Below are 17,630 nucleotides of genomic sequence, written 5' to 3'. Positions count from 1 at the left end.
CTTGGCCTTTGCGCGCCGCGCCTCTATGGTGCCGCAACCGCAAGAACCTGCCGAGTTTTCGTCATGAACCAACCCGTCCAGCCGCCCGCATCGGCCTATTTCATCACGCCGGAGAAGGAGGCGATCGAGTCCCGAACTCTCGCCGTGCTTGTCGACAACGAGCCGGGCGTCCTGGCGCGGGTGATCGGCCTGTTTTCCGGTCGTGGCTACAATATCGAAAGCCTCACCGTCTCCGAGACCGAGCACGAGAAGCATCTGTCGCGGATCACCGTGGTGACCCGCGGCGCGCCGCATGTCATCGAGCAACTGAAGAGCCAGCTCGACCGCATCGTACCGGTGCACCGGGTGGTCGATCTGACCCGGGCCGGCGGCGCCAATGGCGACAACGACCCGATCGAGCGGGAACTCGCCATCCTCAAGGTGGCGGGGCAGGGCGACAAGCGCGTCGAGGCGCTGCGCCTGGCCGACGTCTTCCGCGCCAAGGTCATCGACTCGTCGATCGAGCATTTCGTCTTCGAGCTCACCGGGCGGCCGTCCAAGCTCGACAAGTTCGTGGCGATCATGCAGCCGCTCGGACTCGTCGAGGTCTGCCGCACCGGCGTGGCCGCCTTGTCACGCGGCAAGGAAGGCATGTAATCGCTCACGATTTCGCAGCTTGTCGACCCTTGCACGTCTTGGCGCCACGCTGTCCGTCGCTATGTCTGTCCGGATAACGAAGGCGTGAGGACGATGGCATGGCACGAGCGGCACGCGTGACGGTGTCGGGGGGCGACGAGGGACGTTATCGACTGCTCGTCGACGCCATCACCGACTACGCGATCTACATGCTCGATCCCGACGGCGTCATCACGAGCTGGAACGCCGGCGCGCAGCGCTTCAAGGGCTACAGGGCGGACGAGATTCTCGGGGAGAATTTCTCCCGCTTCTTCGTCCCGGCGGACCGGCAGGCGGGCCTGCCGCAGCGCGAGCTGCGGATCGCGGCCGATGAAGGTCGGTTCGAGACGGAAGGCTGGCGCGTCCGCAAGGACGGCCGCCAGTTCTGGGCGCATGTGGTGCTCGACTCGATACGCCACGCCGACGGCGGCCTGATCGGCTACGCCAAGATCACCCGCGACCTGACCGAGCGCAAGGAAGCGGCGGAGAGCCTGAAGCGCAGCGAGGAGCAGTTCCGGCTGCTGGTGGACGGCGTGCGCGACTACGCGATCTACATGCTCGATCGCGACGGACGGGTGACGAACTGGAACCTGGGAGCCGAGCGGATCAAGGGCTACACCCGCGAAGAGATCGTGGGCGAGCATTTCTCGCGCTTCTTCACCCCCGAGGACCGCGAGCGTGGCGAGCCCGCGCGCGGCCTTCGCACCGCGCTCGTAGAAGGCCGCTTCGAGACCGAGGGGTGGCGCATCCGCAAGGACGGCCGCCGTTTCTGGGCGAGCGTGGTGGTCGACCGGGTCGACGACGAACACGGCAACGTCATCGGCTTTGCCAAGATCACGCGCGACGTCACCGAGCGCAAGCAGGCGCAGGAGGCGCTGGCCAAGGCCAATGCCGCGCTGGCCCAGTCGCAGAAGATGGAGGCGATCGGGCAACTCACCGGCGGCATTGCCCACGATTTCAACAATCTCCTCACCGCCGTTCTGGGCAGCCTGGAAATGGCGCGCAAGCGCGTCGGCGTGGAGCCCGACGCGGTGCTGTCGCTGATCGACAACGCCCTCGAGGGCGCCCGGCGCGGCGCCACGCTGACGCAGCGCATGCTGGCCTTCGCCCGAAGGCAGGACCTGGCGCCCCGCGCCGTCGATCTGGCGGAACTCGTCGCCGGTATCACCGGCTTCCTGGAGCGTTCGATCGGCCCGGAAATTACCATCGAGACGCATTTTTCCAGCGGATTGGCGCCGGCCCATGTCGATCCCAACCAACTCGAGACCGCGCTGCTCAACCTTCTTGTCAATGCGCGGGACGCGATGGAGGGCAGCGGCGGCGTCGTGGTCATCGACGCCGACGAAGTGATGGTCGCGCGCGCCGATCCGGGCGGCCTGCAGCCCGGCGCCTATGTGCGGATCGCCGTGACCGATACGGGCGAAGGCATGGATGCCAAGACGGTGGAGCGTGCGGCCGAGCCGTTCTTCACGACCAAGGGGGTGGGCAAGGGCACCGGTCTCGGCCTGTCGATGGTGCACGGGCTGGTCAGCCAGTCGGGTGGCGGCCTGCGGATCCACAGCCGCAAGGGAGAGGGTACCCGCGTCGAATTGTGGCTCCCGGCCGCGACAGCCGACGCCGTCGCAGCCGCAGCCGCAGCCGCCGCGGCGCCGGTAGCTTTCGATGCGGCTGCCGCCGAACCCGGCGGTCACCGTCCGCTGACGATTCTGGCCGTCGACGACGACGGACTGGTGCTGATGAACACCGTGGCGATGCTGGAGGACATGGGGCACCGCGTGTTCGAGGCGATGTCGGGGACCGAGGCGCTGGACATCCTGCGGGACGGCAAGGCAGTGGATCTGGTGATCACCGATCACGCCATGCCGCGCATGACCGGCAGCCAGCTCGCCCAGGTGATCCGCACCGAACTGCCCGGCCTGCCGATCATCCTGGCCACCGGCTATGCCGAACTGCCCCCCGGCGGCGACAACACCCTGCCGAAGCTTCCCAAGCCGTTCGGCGAACGCGAACTGGCCCGGGCGATTGCCGGGATCATTGCCGCCAACGACAAAGATACTGCGGGCCGGGCGCCCACCGCGTCCTGAGACCGATCCCGATGCCGGAGATGTGCCGCGGCACGCCCGGCTGGCAGGCGAGACAGGGTCGCATCGGCGCGGCGACGCATCGAGGGTGAAAAAGCGGGCCGGGACCTATAAGGCTTGTCGCAAAGGGAATCGGGCCGGGCGCCCGACCGGCGACCGGAGATCGGCTTGAAACTCTCACCACAGCAGGACGATGCGCTGAAGGCCGTGGCCGGCTGGCTGGAGGCGGGGGACACCCCGATCTTCCGGCTGTTCGGCTATGCTGGAACCGGCAAGACGACGCTGGCGAAGCATTTTGCCGAGGGCATCGACGGGGCCGTGCAGTTCGCCGCCTTCACCGGCAAGGCGGCGCAGGTGCTGCGCTCGAAGGGCGCCAAGAGCGCCCGCACCCTGCATTCGCTGATCTACCGGCCGCGCGGCGAGGAGACCGTCTCGGACGAGGCGAGCGGCGTCTCGCGGGTCTCGCCGACCTTTTCGCTGAACCGGCAGAGCCCGGTCGCCAAGGCCAAGCTGGTCATCGTCGACGAATGCTCGATGGTGGACGAGGCGCTGGGCCGCGACCTGATGTCGTTCGGCACGCCGATCCTGGTGCTCGGCGATCCGGGACAGTTGCCGCCGGTCTCGGGCGGCGGCTTCTTCACCGAGGCCGAGCCGGACTTCCTCCTGACCGAGATTCACCGCCAGGCCCGGGACAACCCGATCATCGAGCTCGCTCTGCATGTGCGCGAGGGCAAGGAGCTGATGCATGGCGACTGGGGCGCGGCCCGCATCATCGGCAAGCGCGACGTGGAGACCGAGGAGGTGCTTGCCGCCGACCAGGTTCTCGTTGGCACCAACCGCACCCGTCGGCGCTACAACGGACGGCTGCGCGAGCTGAAGGGCTTCGAGGGGCCGCTGCCCATGTCCGGCGACAAGCTGGTTTGCCTGCGCAACGACCCGGCCAAGGGGCTGCTCAACGGCTCGCTCTGGCAGGTGATGACGGCCTCGCGCGAGACGACCAAGCCGGGGGTCAACCTGATCGTCAAGCCGGACGATGACGACATCGACCAGGGCGCCGCCAAGATCCGGCTGCTCAAGGCCGCCTTCGAGGATCCGGATGCGGACATTCCCTGGCCGACCAAGAAGCGCTTCGACGATTTCGACTATGGCTACGCGCTGACGGTCCACAAGGCGCAGGGCTCCCAATGGAACAACGTCATGCTGTTCGACGAGAGCTGGGCCTTCAAGGAGACCCGCGAGCGCTGGCTCTACACCGCCATCACCCGCGCGGCCGAGACCCTGACGATCGTCAAATAGGCCCGAACGCTTTCTGAATCCGGTTCGCGCCCAATCGGCGCCGCAAGCCGGACCAAGAAAAGAGGGCGGGAACCAGTCGTTCCCGCCCTCTACCGTTCTGCCCGGATTTATCGTGCTCGCTCAGCAGCCGTTCGGGGTCATGAAGACCGTGCGATTCTCGACGCGGTCGAGGACTGCGGTGCAGCCGTCGCCGAGATCGGCGGAGCTTCCGGTCTCCACCTGCTGGCGACCGCCGCCGACGACATAGAGAACGGCGCCATTGTTGATGAGACCGGAGACGAAGACCTTCTTGTCGCCGAAGGTCGCCGTCTGGCCGACGGTGATTCCACCATCGCCGGCCGGAGCCGCCGCGCTGGCCTCGGCGGGTGCCTCGGGTTCGGCCTGCGCCGGCGCCTCGGCAGCCGGTGCGATCGCACCCTGGGGCGTCGATGCAGCGGTGTCCTCGCCCGACTCGGGCGCAGCCTGTGCCTCGCCGGTTCCACCCGCGCAGTTGTCGCCGGCAAGGGTCACCTGGCCGTCGGAAATGCTCTCGACGGTGACGCTGCAGCCATTGCCGGCATCGAGCGCCTCGCCCACCGCGACGGTCTGGCGGCCGTCGCCACCAACGACGAAGAGGGTGGCATTGTCCTCACCGATGGCGGAGACGAAGACCCGCGTCTCGCCGAAGATCGCCGTGTCGCCGATGGGCAAGGACTGATCGCCCGCAGGGTCCGCGGCCGGCGCTGCGTCTGCCGCTGCCGTCTCGGCCGGCTGCTCTGCCGGGGCTTCGGCAGCTTCGGCCGGCTGTTCCGCCGGGGCCTCAGCCGCGGGGGCCTGGCTCGATGCGGCGTCGCCGGCTGCCGCCGTGTCCGGGGATGCCGCCGCTTCGGGTGCGGGGGCCGCTTCGGCGGGAGCCGCCTCAGCCTGCTGGGTCTCGCCGCCGGAGGCGGGGGCTGTTGCGTCGGCGCAATCCTGCGAGCCCAGATAGGCGGCACCGGCCGCGATGCCCGCGACGGTCACCTGGCAATTGTTGCCGACATCGATGCTGCTGCCGGCCGCGACGTCCTGTTCGTCGCCGCCCGCGACCGCCAGCGTGGCGTTGCCGGTCTCCGCGGCGATGGCGACGAGTGCGACCGGCGTGCCGCCGAAAATCGCCGACTGGCCGGGCAGCAGGATGGCGCCGGTGTTGCCGATCTGGCCAGCCAGTGCCGCCGGATCGCTGCCGCCAGCGCCTGCGGCGTTCTCAGCCGAACCGGGGGCCCCGCTCGCGATGTCTCCCTTCAGGTCTTCGACGGCGGCGGCCAGTGAGTCGAGCTTGGCCGAAGCTGTGTCCCGCGCCTCGCCGGCGCTCGTCTGCAGCGACTGTCCCAGCGCTTCGGTGCGGGTCTGGAACTCGCCGGTGAGCTCGTCGAGGCGGGTACCCAGGGCGCTGATCGCCGATTGCGTCTGCGCCATTACGTCGTCGGCCGGTGCGGCAGCCTGCTGGCTGAGTTCCGAGACGCTGGTCTGCAATGTCTGGATCTCGGTCTGCAACTGGCCGGCGACACCGTCGATCCGACTGCCCAGATCCTCGCGGACGTCGTCGTAGTCGGGGGCGAGGCCCCAGCCGATCGCGATGCCGACGACGCCGGCAACCACGATCGGTATGAAGTTCGAACCGCGCATATCTCTTCTCTCTCCCTCGGAACCAGACCCGGGAGGCGCCCCGGGTAATCACAATGCCGGTGACAGACTAACTGTATGGGGAGCCCTTTCAACATGCGATCCGTCCGCGGTCGTCGGATCGGGAGCTTTTCTTGCCGCGCCGTTGACCGTTCGCCGGGGATCGCACAGTTACGGAACGCCGCAATTTCTCGCGAGGCCACGATGTCGACCGCACTCTCCGTCAATCTCAATGCCGTCGCCATGCTGCGCAATCGCCGCGACCTGCCATGGCCGAACGTGGTCGATTTCGGCCGCATCGCGCTGCGGGCCGGCACACACGGGCTGACCGTGCATCCGCGGCCGGACCAGCGGCACATCCGCTTCTCCGACCTTCCGGATCTGCGCCGGTTGATCGACAGCGAGTTTCCCGCGGCCGAGTTCAACATCGAAGGCTATCCGACCGAAGAGTTCCTGGCGCTGGTCGAGACGGTCAGTCCCGAGCAGGTGACGCTGGTGCCGGACGATCCGTCGCAGCCGACCTCCGACCATGGCTGGGACTTTGCGGGCGAAGCGGCCTTTCTGCAGCCCATCGTCGCGCGTCTGCAGGCCGGCGGTGCGCGGGTGTCCCTCTTCGCCGATGCCGACCCTTCCGCGATCCCGGCCGCCGCTGCCACGGGCTGCGACCGGATCGAGCTCTATACCGGCCCTTATGGCGGCACCCATTCCGATCCCGCCGCCGCGGCCGCCGAGATCGAACGCCTCGGCGCGACGGCCGACGCGGCCTTCGCCGCAGGGCTCGGCGTCAATGCCGGGCACGACCTGACCGTCGCCAATCTGCCGGCGCTGGTCGCCCGGATCCCGGATCTCGCGGAAGTCTCCATCGGCCACGGGCTGACCGCCGATGCGCTGGAATACGGGATGGAAGCCAGCGTGCGCCGGTTCCGTGCCGCCTGCGGCCAGGGCTGAGCGGACCCCGCATCGCGCTGCCCGGATAGCCCGGATCAACGGCACGACGTTTTCCGCTTGCACCGGCCTCCGACAGCGGATAGGAGCCGTACCGTAACGTACGGTACGGCAATGCCGACCGTTGGGAGGCAGAGTGTCGGCAACCGAAACCATCGCCGTGGAGAGCATGACCGAGCGCCAGGGCGCCGTGCTGGACGCGGCGCTGCGCCTGCTCGTCGAGGCGCGCCGGCCGCTGACCATGACGGCCGTCGCCCGCGCCGCGAGCTGCTCCAAGGAGACGCTCTACAAATGGTTCGGCGACCGGGACGGTTTGCTGACCGCCACGGTGCAGTGGCAGGCCTCCAAGGTGCGCGGCGTACCGGTGGGGGCGGAGGCCGCCTCCCGCGAGCGTCTGGCGGCGCATCTGACCCAGTTCGCCCGCGACTGGCTGACCGTGCTGAGCTCACCGACCTCGGTGGCGCTCAACCGGCTGGCCATCGCCGAGGCCGGGTCGAAGACCGCCGATCTCGGCGCCATCGTCCTGCATAACGGTCCCTTCGCCATGGCGCGGCGGCTGAAGCCGGCGCTCGAGGCCGGCCGGGCCGCCGGACTGGTGCGGTTCGACGACGCCGACGACGCCTTTCGCAGCTTCTTCGGCCTCGTCGTACGCGACGTGCAGATTCGGCTGCTGCTCGGCGACCGCCAGGCGCTCGATCGCGATGCCGTCGCCCGCGACGCCGAGCGCGCCACACACCAGTTCTTCACTCTGTACGGAGTGGACGAGGAGAGGCCGGCAACGGCCTGAATTCACGACAACCAGCCATCATCCAAGGAGGATACATCATGCGCGTCTATTACGATCGGGATGCCGATCTCAATCTCGTCAAGTCCCGCAAGGTCGCGATCATCGGCTACGGCAGCCAGGGCCGTGCCCATGCGCTGAACCTGAAGGATTCCGGCGCCAACGATGTCGCCGTTGCGCTGCGCGCCGGCTCGGCGACCGCCAAGAAGGCCGAAGCCGACGGCTTCAAGGTCATGACCGTCTCCGAGGCGGCCGGCTGGGCCGACCTGATGATGATGGCGACCCCGGACGAGCTCCAGGCCGACATCTACCGCGACGAGATCGCCCCGCACATCCGCGATGGCGCTGCGATCGCCTTCGCCCACGGCCTCAACGTGCATTTCGGCCTGATCGAGCCGAAGGCGAGCGTCGACGTGGTGATGATCGCGCCGAAGGGCCCGGGCCACACGGTGCGCGGCGAATACCAGAAGGGTGGCGGCGTGCCGTGCCTCGTCGCCGTTCACCAGGATCCGTCGGGCAACGCGCTGGAACTGGCGCTGTCCTACGCCTGCGGCGTCGGCGGTGGCCGCTCGGGCATCATCGAGACGAACTTCAAGGAAGAGTGCGAGACCGACCTGTTCGGCGAGCAGGTCGTCCTGTGCGGCGGTCTCGTCGAGCTGATCCGCGCCGGCTTCGAGACGCTGGTGGAAGCCGGCTACGCGCCGGAAATGGCCTATTTCGAGTGCCTGCACGAAGTGAAGCTGATCGTCGACCTCATCTATGAGGGCGGCATCGCCAACATGAACTACTCGATCTCCAACACCGCCGAATGGGGCGAGTATGTCTCCGGCCCGCGCATCATCACCTCGGAAACCAAGGCCGAGATGAAGCGCGTCCTGCACGACATCCAGACCGGCAAGTTCACCTCGGACTGGATGCAGGAATACCGGGCCGGCGGCGCGCGCTTCAAGGGCATCCGCCGCCTCAACGACAAGCACCAGATCGAGGAAGTCGGCGAGAAGCTGCGCGGCATGATGCCGTGGATCAAGTCCAACGCGCTGGTCGACAAGGACCGCAACTGATCGCGGCATAGGCGCTCTTCGCAGAAAAACAGCGCCGGCGGGGCCTTGTCCCGCCGGCGCCTTGCATTTCAGGCGAACTTGCCGCGTCCGGTTCAGGAAATGCAAAGGAGTTCCTGCGACAAACGGGGCGACAGACCTGGCACGGAGGCTGATATGGCCGCGCTTCCTGAACACGAGCCGGACGATTCGGAACGCCGCGTCGCGCCGCGCATGCGCACCCTCAAGCGCGCGAAGGTCGTCTTCAACGGCGGCTATTCCACCTTCGACTGCATCGTGCGCAACATTTCGGCCACCGGCGCGCTCCTGACCATCGACGACGCCGCGCATCTGCCCAAGGAATTCCAGATCCGGATCGGCGAGGCGCAGGACGAGCGCCCGGCGCGCCTGGTCTACCGCCGCGCCATGTTCGCCGGCATCCGCTTTCTGGACATCGAGCCGGGCCCCGACCACGAGGACCGGCGACCGGAGCCGGCGCCGGCCCCCGCGCCGGTCGACACGCGGCCCGCGCCCGCCGTCACCGGCAGCATCCGTCGCATCGAGCCGGAAGCACTGCCCGAGGCCCTGACTCGCCTGTTCGCCTGGTCCTGACCCGCAAGGACCGGGCCTGCTCGCAGGGGCGCCGCGCCTGCAGGGGCAAGGATCGGCTGGCCGCCGAAATAACTGTCATCGCACTGCAAAAATGCCATCGCGCGGGGTGGACAGGTCCCGCGCTTCCGCTTATGTAGCCGCTACCGAACGCCACCGGCGTCGTGGGTGATTAGCTCAGTTGGTAGAGCAGCTGACTCTTAATCAGCGGGTCGTAGGTTCGAACCCTACATCACCCACCAAATAACCCCTTGATATCGATGCTGAAACGGGATTTCGGCGAAGCACTGCCGGCCCGGTGATTGGCATTTGGTCCCTGATTGGTCCCTGACAGGGATTCTGTCGGGACTTTCGGCTTCAGCCTCGCGCCGGCTTCTGCCACCATAGTTCGGGCGATCACCACCTGGGCGAACGGAGGCCCCCGACATGAACGACGACAATTCCCAGAAGCCAGATTTCGTCCCCTACGACGCTGCCGCCTCGATCGCGCTGGTGAAAAAGGTCTTCCCGCGATCGACCGCAGAAAGCCTTCAACGGTCGACTATGGTCCCGATGCGGCAAGTGACTCGCTGGCTGAACGGCGAATCCCGGATCCCACCGAAGCTGCTCGCCAAGCTCGAGCACCAGCTGGCATTGAAAGCCGAGTTCGATCACCGGATACGCCTGGTCTACGCTGACCTGCGTGAGGAATCGGGCTTCGTCCGCCAGGTCGCGAGGTCATGCATGCTCGAACTCGCCCACGACGACGATTTCGAAGAGTTCGAGGATCTATGACGATTTCTCGGGATATTCGTTAAGCGATCTTAACCCCTCGCTGATACCCAGAACGCTTCCAGACGGAACCCAGGCGAATTAGGCCCGCAACCGTCGACTCTGGAGTGCTTTCTATGTCAAAGAAGCTTGCCCGTCTCGTCGGGTCTCGCCGCGCATACAGCGAAGGCCAGACCTTCTCCGGCGACGACGTCGACGACGAAGATCCCGGCATCCAGTCTCTCGTCGAAGACGCCCGAATCCCCACTCTCAAAGCGATTTTCCTCGCGAATCCTGAACTCCGTATTCCGGAGCGGATGTCGGATCGCCGCCGCCTGGTCGTTATCCGGTCGAACGAAAACTGGGAGCGGTCTGCTCGGTGGGCAGCAAGAACGTACGTCTCAGGCATCGTCCATGAAGCGCGGGGCGCGTCGCTCGACGTCGCCGGCCGCTATATCGATGTCCGGGAAATTCTCAAGGCTCTCGGGCAGAGCGATGTCCTGCTCCAGCTCGGGCCGGATGACGTTGTGCCTGATGTGTTGGCGAGGATCGCCTCCGCCGAGATCGACGCCACCAGGGTCGGCGAGGCGCATCTGACCGAGGTCTTGCGTCTGCACTTCGGAACGCCCGATGCCGTCTGGCCGGCCGGCTGGGACCCGCTTTCGTTCGATTGCGTCCACCTCGACCTGGCGATCGAACAAGCGAGCCTGCCCTCCGACTTCATCGAGATCCTGGCGATCTTCCGCGCCGAAGCCGGCGCCCAGGAGCCGGAGGAGGCGGCTCCGCTGGTCGAGGAAGACGTGCGCATGCCGGAGCCCGCCGGCCCGACCGCCCGCGTCCTGACCTCGCCGATCGCCACGCCCAAGACGCAAGCCACGAAGTCACTGTGGTCGGCATGCGAGAAGATCGCGAACGTCGATCTGCCGTTGCGGACTGTCTACAACGACCCGACTGCGATGCTCCTGGGGGAGTGGCCCCACGCCGGCGACGTGATCCGCCGGCTTCTGGCGGGCATCAATGTCGGCGACGTGGTGAAGCTGCGGCCGACCCTCCTCGTCGGCGCGCCGGGAACGGGGAAGACGAGTCTCTTGCAGGCGATCGCCGCGATGCTGGACACTCCGCATTTCGTGTTCCCGTGTGCTTCCTCGGGCGACAACAGCTTCGGAGGAACGCCCGCCAGGTGGCACTCCGCGCAGCTGTCGACGCCGGGCGAAGCGATCCGACAGCACGGTGTGGCGAATCCCCTGGTCATTCTCGACGAGATCGAGAAGGCGGGCAGGCACTTCGAGAACGGTAGTCTCGTGGATGTCTTGCTGCCGATGCTGGAGGCGCATACTGCGCAGGCATATTACGAGACCGCTCTCGACGCGCCGATCGATCTCTCGCACGTTTCGTTCGTCGCGACAGCGAACACCTTGTCGATCCCGGCGCCGTTGAGGGACCGGTTCGACGTCGTTCGGATGCCGGACCCGGGCCCCGAACACATCGGTCCTCTCGCCCGCCGGATCGTGGACGACATCCGGCGGAAGCGGGGCCTCGTCCCGGGAATGATCCCGCCGATCGCGCCCGACGAAGAAGACCTGCTGAAGAAGGCCTGGCGCGGCGGCTCTCTCAGGCAGTTGTCGCGCATCGTCGAGGCGCTTGTCGACAACCGCGACCGGCTGGAAATCCGGAATTAAGGCGAAGGAGGCCTACCCATGTTGATCGTGATCCCAAAGCATTTGCAGGAACGCCTGCGCCAGATCGAAGAGGGAGAGGGCATCCCGCCCAACGATTTCGTCGCATCTGCGCTGGAAGTCTGGACCAACACTGACGCGGAAATGCGTAAAAGTATCGGCCTCAATGTAATGCGGTGGAAGCTTCAGAGCATTAGAAGGCAGTAGCATTGGCGATGGAGGCCACGATGAGCAGGATTTTCTTCACAGCAGACCACCATTTTGGGCACGCCGGCATCATCGATCTGTGCGCCAGGCCGTTCAAGACTGTCGGCAGGATGGACAGCGAGATGGTGAAGCGCTGGAACGCTACCGTCGCGCCGGGAGACGAGGTCTGGCACCTCGGCGACTTCGCTTACAAAATGTCCGTCGACGACGCCCACAAGATCTTCGGGATGCTGCATGGCCGCAAGCACCTGATTGTCGGCAATCACGACAAGTCGTCTGTTCGCGACTGGGGTTGGGAATCGGTCCATGATCTGAAGGAGATCGCCGTCGACGGCAAGCGGGTGGTCATGTGTCACTACCCCTTGGCAGAATGGCCTGCCTATTACAGGGACAGCGTTCACCTCTTCGGGCACGTCCACGGCAATCGCCTGGTCGCCGGCGCCGTGGATGTCGGTGTCGATTGCTGGGACTTCCGGCCGGTCACTCTCGACGAGATCTTGGCGGTACGGACGCCCACCCCGACGATCGGCAGCAAGCTCGAGGGGTGGGAGCGGGCATACATCGAACGGGCCAAGGAAGAGGCGGAGGCCAGGGCTCTGGGCGACGTCATGCAGCAGAGGGTCGACCAAGCCGGCGGACGGTGATCTCTATTATAGCCATGTGCGGAAAACCCGCACATCGGCATAATAGACCGCAGTCACCCGTGCCCTCCGTTCGCGCCCGATCCGGAGTAATCGCACCGCACCGATTCGCGGATCCTCGACACCAGATGCTCCGCGATCGCCCTCCTGGCGTCATCGTAATCTTGCCAGTTCGTCGGCGGCCGCTTCATCGCGATGCGGGCCCGCAAATCGACTGGGATCTCTTCGATCGCCAGGGTGATGATCGTGCGCATGTGAGCGTCCGTGATGCCAGCGTCTGGCGGCAGGACGCCGAGGGGGCGGACGTAGCGCGATCGTCTGGACAAGAGAAAGCCTCCGATTCTGGTGAACCGGAGGCTATGGGATGTTCTCGTTTTGATCTATGCGTTAGATGGGGCGATGGTCGTTGGCTTCGGTCTGGCTCGAAACCAGCTTGCTCGGTGCCGCGGCGGCAGCGATGGGGAAGGGGCGGACGGCGGCGTTCCGGACGATCTCTGCCTGCGCTTCGTTCAGCGTGACCCGCCGGACCTTCGGATTCGTCGGGTAGACGCTGACCCGCCCCACGCTGCCGGCGACGATCTGAAAGCGTCCGCCGCGCCACAGAAGCTTGAATTCCGTCCCGTTCGCCGCGTGGTTGTAGCTGCTCCCGCTCGGCCCGCCGGACCGCACGTAGACCTCGACGCCCTTACGATTCGATGCCGCGAGACCGGCGTTGTCGAGCTGCCTGCAGACGCTCTCGGCGATGCGCTTCGCGTCGTCCACGCCGAGGGTGAAAGTATTGGCGCGGCCATTTGCTTCCTCGAAAGCTTCGGAAGCGGCAGGGGAGTCGAGGTCGATGGTCTTGATCATGTGAGTGTTCCTTTCCTACATTGATTATGCGGCGACTTCTTCGCCGCGGATGATCTCGCCGAGCCGCTCGAGGCCGAGCATTCCGCCGCGCCCGATGTCGATCCAGAATGCCGCCTCGCTGCGGAAAAGGGCGAGGGTCAGGGTCAGGCCGCGCTCGAAAACGCCGGGCTCGTCCTGGCATTCGAGGACCCAGTGTTCGATCTCGGCGGCGTAGTAAGGGAGCCACGTGGACCGCAGGGATTCGGCGCGCATGACGTCCCGGCGCCGGCCGACGAGGGCAGGGAGCGGGCGGCGGAGGAGGTGCCAGAGATCGCGGAGGACGAGGCGCAGGGTCGCTGCGTAGCTGATGCCGGCGCGGACGAGGCGCTTCGTCTTCTTGTGCGCCCGGGTCATGAGTTCGCGGAGGCCCATCACTCGTCCTCCTCGTCGCCGTTCGCCAGCCGGTCCCGGAGCCGCTCGACGGCGGCCTTGAGTTCGCGGCGCTCATAGTTGTTGAGGGGGTCCTTCTCTTCGGTCCCGGCGAGGCCCCACCCGTCGGCGCCTTCGATCTCCTCGGCGGAGATTTCCCAGTTTGCGAGGATTTCCTCGACATCCGCGAGGTCCGGGGTGACGCCACCGCCGATCCAGGCGTACGCGATCGCGTCGTGCATGTCCGCGGACGAACGGTGGCTGATGCTACCGAAGATGAACGTGGTCTCCGGAGAGTCGGAACAGACCCGGGTCGGCTGATCGTCGTGCTCGAGCATCCTTTCGCCGCCGCCCCGGACACGAGCAATTTCGATCTCGCGGGCCGACAGGAGAGCGAGGATGTCGCGCTGGACGCCGAGGGGAATCGCGAATTTCATGGCGTTCCAGTTGCGCACGGTGCGGTCCGAAACGTCCAAGTCGCGGGCGATCGCGGTCTGCCAGCGGTCGCCGTAGAGAGCCTCGCCGGCCTCGCGAAGGAAATCGCCGGCTTCGAAGTAGCCAGCGGCCTCGAACGAATGGTCGACGGGCGGGACGGAGAATTCGATCATAGCGCTTTCCTGTTTGATTGAGGAGGTCTCCACACATTTGCGGAGACCCGGGGTTCAGGGGTCAGGTGGCGGTCTTGTCCCCGATCGACTTCTTGTTCTCGCCGTTCATCCCGTTCTCCTTCCAATACTGCTTCAATGCAGCGCCAAAATACATGCGGACCTTGCCGCCGAATCCGGCGGCGCCAGCCCGGGCGATTTCCCATGCGCAGTTCATGATCGCCTTCAGATTGTTCATTTCGCTAGCCTTTTTCGCCTCGCTCGCAGCGGGACTTGCTCCCTGCCGATACGATAAAGATAGCTTCCTCATAGACGGAAATCAAGGCAACTCGTGAAATAAAAACAGCGTTTATACTGGCCGCTGAAGGCAGAGGCGAAGGGTAGGAGGGATAAACCCTTCGGTGACCCTTCATCCGCTCAGCGGGCGTTTAAATGGCCGGTTTGCCGTGGGCGGGTGACTGGCAGCGATGCAATGCGTGGGGCGCATGGAAAACGTGGCATCGGAATCTGGCGACTGATCTCTTGTTGTCAGGTGACACGCCAATCAGGAGGGAGATCCGATGTACCAAACGTCAGACATCGCCTCGGCGGCGCCAGCCAGCAGCCACATCGTTGTCGATCTGCTGCGCGTCGCGAAGCTTACTCGCGCTTATGTGGAGATCGCGACACGCGTGGCGGGCCTGCGCCCCGGCCAGGACGAGCTGATCATCCTTCTTTCCGCAGAGCCGACACGAACCGTTTGCCAGATTGCCGCCCGGCTCGGCGTCCGCCCCGCCACGGTCTCTAAGATGTTGAATTGCCTGTCGAAGAAGGGACTCGTCGAGCAGATCCCAGACATGCTCGATCATCGGAAGAGTGCGGTCGTCCTCACTGACGCCGGCGTCGAGATGCAGGCGTTGGTTCGAGAGATCTGGCGAGGCGTCGAAGAGAACCTTTTCGGCGGACTGTCCGATTCAGAAACCGGTGAGATCCGCGAAGCGCTTGAGCTTCTCGACGAGCAACTGAAGGAACGCCTGGCCCGCCTTCGGTGATCCACGCCGGCCTCGGTCGGAAAAACGGCCTCTCACTTGCCCACTGAAGCCCATCTCTCGACCGCGACGACTGAATACCTACCCACGCATCCCCGCCGCTGTACGACGCCGATTTCCGTTATACCGGATCTGCGCAAACGGTATAACGGGCCGCAAACCCCTATGGCGCAGGGGTTGTACATAAATTTCGGAAACTGAACACCCGCCTCGGAGATCATTGAGTTCAGAAGCCGTCTCCGCGGAGACGGCTTCTCTTGTTGCTCAGGAGTTTGATCCAGGATCACCCGGTCCGTTGGCTGGTGACTTGCTGGAAAACTGCTGGCTCGATGCGGCCGGTCACTGACCCGCGGCTCCCGATGAGCTTGAAGTCGAAGCCCGTCTCCGCCGCCTTGGCGAACTCGGACTCGGTCATATGGATGAAGCCCTTCTCGATAGTGACACAGCCAGTCCCGCTGCACATTGCCGTCTGGCGGTCAGTCACGTCGTAGTTGTACTGCCTCCCTCCAGCATACGCGCTCTCCAGAAACATCCAGCCGGATGCCGAACTGAAGTAGTTCGTTTTGACGCCGTATCCGAGCTTATCTGAATAAATAGCCTGCGATTTCAGGTTCATCAGTAGCCCACTGTTCGCGTCTACGATACCCGAGTAGTATGTCGTTACCCCCGTATACGTGTCGTTCGAAACTCCCGGCTTCCCCGTTTGACATCCCGACAGAACCAGCGGTGTCGCTACTATCATTCCGACAAAAGCCAGTCGAACCCGATTAAACATATTCTCTCCTCTACTCGGTACGCGGGCACGTATGGCAAATTCCGTCGATTCGCTCCACTCGGGGACGCTGCACTGGTGAAGACGCTCCTAATGGCGCGGGAAGCGCTGCCGAGCGGCCCGAAGAACAGGATCGTGGAGGCGGCAGATGAGGACGGGTGAGGGAGGCCTTGGCAGGCGAGGATGACGGCGCTACGCCGCCTGCGCAGATCCGGTATAACCTTGAAGAACGATCTCCCACAGCGCTGGAATCATCATGGACACCCGCCAAATCGAGCGCCTGATTGCGATCTGGACCGAACTCGCCGCGGTGGAGGGCAACGTCTCAATCGCTCAGGAACTCTTCGCGTTCGATCCGGCGACCGCGGCGCCAGACGATCCGACGCCATACAACATCGACGGGTCGCTGACCGAAGCGTTGGGCCAGGTCCGCTATATCCGGGAGCAGCTGCGGGATCTGGCTGCGGACGCCGGGATCACGCAGATCGTAGACGAGTTCGACGCAGACAGGATCGCGAACGAGCCGACCGTCAACGACGAGAGCAACCCGATGTGAGGGTCACTGGATGGCTGCGGAAAAGCCGGGTCAGGAGAGCGAACGATAACAATATTTGGTTCCGTTTGCGGCGAGCCAGCAAGGTGTTGTTACTGAAATCGCGAAACAGGTACAACGCCTATTACATAAGGGTTTCAGTCCTTACCGACACCCGGATTCAGATGAGTGTTGCGCGCCAGCTGCTCGTCCCAACGCTTCGAGCCCGCGAGGATCTCGATGGCCCTGTCGACAAGCTCCGTCCCCGAAACCGCGGCGGTCTCGTCGTCCCACGCGACGATGACGACGTTCGGGTAGTGCCGCTGGACGATGCTGTTCGCCTGTTCCAGGGCGCACTCCGGATCGTCCTGGATCTCCCGCTCTATGCCCGCCATCAGCGCGTAGACCTCGCTCTCGGTCATCGTCTCGCGAGCGACATCGACCCAGGTGCCTTCATACTTGCCCATCAGGCCGTCTTCCTCTCCTCGAACGCCGCCCGACGCCTCAGGATCTCGGCCTGCACCATCGCGAACACCTGGGCCCCGGGCAGCACCCGGTCATCCCTCAATGTCCCGTGGGCACTGGCATCGATAATGATCGCGCAGGTCGCCATGAGATACACCGCATGCAGGACGAGGCTATTGTCGGCGACATCCTCGCCCTGCATCGCCATCAGATGGATGCCTCCGGAAACTGGCGGATTTCGTGCTGACATGATTCACTGAGGTCGCGCTTTCGGGAGGGGTCGGATGGCGGGACAGATCGGGTNTGGATGCCTCCGGAAACTGGCGGATTTCGTGCTGACATGATTCACTGAGGTCGCGCTTTCGGGAGGGGTCGGATGGCGGGACAGATCGGGTTTTGGGACGTCGAGGATCGGCTTTCGCAACTCTCACGCCATGGCGATCCATTGGAGAAGCTCTCCGTTACGGTCGATTTCGAGTCTCTCGTCACCGACGCGGCGGCTCATGACGGAGCGCGTTTGCGCGAAGGGCTGATCGCCCCTTCAAACACCGCCTCCGATGTCTGGGCAGACAGCGCCTACCGCTCGGCCGAGAATGAGCGCTTTCTCAAGGGCGTCAGCAAGACCAGCCGTATCCATCGCAGAAAGCCGA

Annotated in this window: 22 protein-coding genes, 1 tRNA gene and 1 pseudogene; 15 read left to right on the top strand and 9 right to left on the bottom strand. The window is 65.2% G+C overall.

The window, feature by feature from the left end:
- The first annotated feature begins 63 nt into the window (after window positions 1-63).
- From ilvN to VQ042_RS17150, 3 genes are all read left to right on the top strand, one after another.
- Window positions 64-636, top strand: coding sequence for an acetolactate synthase small subunit (gene ilvN, locus VQ042_RS17160; RefSeq protein WP_331821478.1), 573 nt, complete (start codon window positions 64-66; stop codon window positions 634-636).
- Between the two features lie 98 nt (window positions 637-734).
- A complete protein-coding gene (locus tag VQ042_RS17155; RefSeq protein ID WP_331821476.1) occupies window positions 735-2,738 on the top strand; it encodes a hybrid sensor histidine kinase/response regulator in 2,004 nt (667 codons plus the stop codon).
- Between the two features lie 165 nt (window positions 2,739-2,903).
- Entirely contained in the window at window positions 2,904-4,031 is a 1,128-nt protein-coding gene (locus VQ042_RS17150) for an ATP-dependent DNA helicase (protein WP_331821474.1), read from the top strand.
- Window positions 4,032-4,151: 120 nt separating this feature from the next.
- On the opposite strand, the gene VQ042_RS17145 is transcribed toward VQ042_RS17150, so the two are convergent.
- The gene (locus tag VQ042_RS17145) at window positions 4,152-5,675 is read right to left on the bottom strand and encodes a hypothetical protein (protein WP_331821472.1); all 1,524 of its coding nucleotides are present in this window, start codon (window positions 5,673-5,675) and stop codon (window positions 4,152-4,154) included.
- A 201-nt stretch (window positions 5,676-5,876) separates the two neighbouring features.
- Here VQ042_RS17145 and VQ042_RS17140 point away from each other — a divergent pair, with 201 nt between their 5' ends.
- The 9 genes from VQ042_RS17140 to VQ042_RS17100 all read left to right on the top strand — a co-directional run bounded on the left by VQ042_RS17140 (window position 5,877) and on the right by VQ042_RS17100 (window position 12,324).
- Window positions 5,877-6,620: a pyridoxine 5'-phosphate synthase gene (locus VQ042_RS17140; protein WP_331821470.1), complete on the top strand. Its 744-nt coding sequence runs from the start codon at window positions 5,877-5,879 to the stop codon at window positions 6,618-6,620.
- A 166-nt stretch (window positions 6,621-6,786) separates the two neighbouring features.
- Complete coding sequence (locus tag VQ042_RS17135) at window positions 6,787-7,404, top strand: TetR/AcrR family transcriptional regulator C-terminal domain-containing protein (RefSeq protein ID WP_331821519.1); 618 nt, start codon at window positions 6,787-6,789, stop codon at window positions 7,402-7,404.
- A 38-nt stretch (window positions 7,405-7,442) separates the two neighbouring features.
- Entirely contained in the window at window positions 7,443-8,462 is a 1,020-nt protein-coding gene (gene ilvC / locus VQ042_RS17130) for a ketol-acid reductoisomerase (RefSeq protein WP_331821468.1), read from the top strand.
- Between the two features lie 153 nt (window positions 8,463-8,615).
- Window positions 8,616-9,050: a PilZ domain-containing protein gene (locus VQ042_RS17125; RefSeq protein WP_331821466.1), complete on the top strand. Its 435-nt coding sequence runs from the start codon at window positions 8,616-8,618 to the stop codon at window positions 9,048-9,050.
- Window positions 9,051-9,213: 163 nt separating this feature from the next.
- Window positions 9,214-9,289 (top strand) — tRNA-Lys (locus VQ042_RS17120).
- A gap of 184 nt (window positions 9,290-9,473) precedes the next feature.
- Window positions 9,474-9,821, top strand: coding sequence for a hypothetical protein (locus tag VQ042_RS17115; RefSeq protein WP_331821464.1), 348 nt, complete (start codon window positions 9,474-9,476; stop codon window positions 9,819-9,821).
- 113 nt (window positions 9,822-9,934) lie between these two features.
- A complete protein-coding gene (locus VQ042_RS17110) occupies window positions 9,935-11,476 on the top strand; it encodes an AAA family ATPase (RefSeq protein WP_331821462.1) in 1,542 nt (513 codons plus the stop codon).
- 18 nt (window positions 11,477-11,494) lie between these two features.
- Complete coding sequence (locus tag VQ042_RS17105; RefSeq protein WP_331821460.1) at window positions 11,495-11,680, top strand: hypothetical protein; 186 nt, start codon at window positions 11,495-11,497, stop codon at window positions 11,678-11,680.
- A 20-nt stretch (window positions 11,681-11,700) separates the two neighbouring features.
- Window positions 11,701-12,324 carry a metallophosphoesterase family protein gene (locus VQ042_RS17100; protein ID WP_331821458.1) on the top strand — a complete coding sequence of 208 codons (624 nt, stop codon included), beginning with the start codon at window positions 11,701-11,703 and terminating at the stop codon, window positions 12,322-12,324.
- Window positions 12,325-12,377: 53 nt separating this feature from the next.
- On the opposite strand, the gene VQ042_RS17095 is transcribed toward VQ042_RS17100, so the two are convergent.
- The 5 genes from VQ042_RS17095 to VQ042_RS17075 form a co-directional block, all read right to left on the bottom strand.
- Window positions 12,378-12,575 (bottom strand): hypothetical protein, encoded by a 198-nt coding sequence (locus VQ042_RS17095; RefSeq protein WP_331821456.1) that lies wholly within the window; start codon window positions 12,573-12,575, stop codon window positions 12,378-12,380.
- A 133-nt stretch (window positions 12,576-12,708) separates the two neighbouring features.
- On the bottom strand, window positions 12,709-13,170 hold the full coding sequence (locus VQ042_RS17090; RefSeq protein ID WP_331821454.1) for a hypothetical protein: 462 nt from the start codon (window positions 13,168-13,170) through the stop codon (window positions 12,709-12,711).
- Window positions 13,171-13,194: 24 nt separating this feature from the next.
- Window positions 13,195-13,581 (bottom strand): hypothetical protein, encoded by a 387-nt coding sequence (locus VQ042_RS17085; RefSeq protein ID WP_331821453.1) that lies wholly within the window; start codon window positions 13,579-13,581, stop codon window positions 13,195-13,197.
- On the bottom strand, window positions 13,581-14,186 hold the full coding sequence (locus tag VQ042_RS17080; RefSeq protein WP_331821451.1) for a hypothetical protein: 606 nt from the start codon (window positions 14,184-14,186) through the stop codon (window positions 13,581-13,583). The genes VQ042_RS17085 and VQ042_RS17080 overlap by 1 nt, the downstream gene beginning before the upstream one ends.
- Before the next feature lie 61 nt (window positions 14,187-14,247).
- Window positions 14,248-14,421, bottom strand: coding sequence for a hypothetical protein (locus tag VQ042_RS17075; RefSeq protein ID WP_331821449.1), 174 nt, complete (start codon window positions 14,419-14,421; stop codon window positions 14,248-14,250).
- A gap of 322 nt (window positions 14,422-14,743) precedes the next feature.
- On the opposite strand from VQ042_RS17075, the gene VQ042_RS17070 reads away from it, so the two are divergent.
- Entirely contained in the window at window positions 14,744-15,214 is a 471-nt protein-coding gene (locus VQ042_RS17070) for a MarR family winged helix-turn-helix transcriptional regulator (protein ID WP_331821447.1), read from the top strand.
- A gap of 280 nt (window positions 15,215-15,494) precedes the next feature.
- Here VQ042_RS17070 and VQ042_RS17065 read toward each other — a convergent pair whose 3' ends face one another.
- Complete coding sequence (locus VQ042_RS17065) at window positions 15,495-15,953, bottom strand: hypothetical protein (RefSeq protein ID WP_331821446.1); 459 nt, start codon at window positions 15,951-15,953, stop codon at window positions 15,495-15,497.
- Between the two features lie 286 nt (window positions 15,954-16,239).
- On the opposite strand from VQ042_RS17065, the gene VQ042_RS17060 reads away from it, so the two are divergent.
- Entirely contained in the window at window positions 16,240-16,539 is a 300-nt protein-coding gene (locus tag VQ042_RS17060; protein WP_331821444.1) for a hypothetical protein, read from the top strand.
- A gap of 134 nt (window positions 16,540-16,673) precedes the next feature.
- Here the strand turns inward: VQ042_RS17060 and VQ042_RS17055 are convergent, their stop codons facing one another.
- A complete protein-coding gene (locus VQ042_RS17055) occupies window positions 16,674-16,982 on the bottom strand; it encodes a hypothetical protein (RefSeq protein ID WP_331821442.1) in 309 nt (102 codons plus the stop codon).
- Window positions 16,982-17,188, bottom strand: coding sequence for a hypothetical protein (locus VQ042_RS17050; protein WP_331821440.1), 207 nt, complete (start codon window positions 17,186-17,188; stop codon window positions 16,982-16,984). Before VQ042_RS17050 ends, VQ042_RS17055 begins: the two co-directional genes overlap by 1 nt.
- A gap of 168 nt (window positions 17,189-17,356) precedes the next feature.
- On the opposite strand from VQ042_RS17050, the pseudogene VQ042_RS17045 reads away from it, so the two are divergent.
- Window positions 17,357-17,630, top strand: a pseudogene (locus tag VQ042_RS17045) (hypothetical protein); the annotation flags it as partial.

Origin of the sequence: Aurantimonas sp. A2-1-M11 (genome assembly GCF_036549475.1) — a bacterium.
Classification (GTDB): Bacteria; Pseudomonadota; Alphaproteobacteria; order Rhizobiales; family Rhizobiaceae; genus Aurantimonas.
Note: the sequence above shows the minus strand (reverse complement) of the source record. Positions and strands in the feature narration are given on the sequence as shown.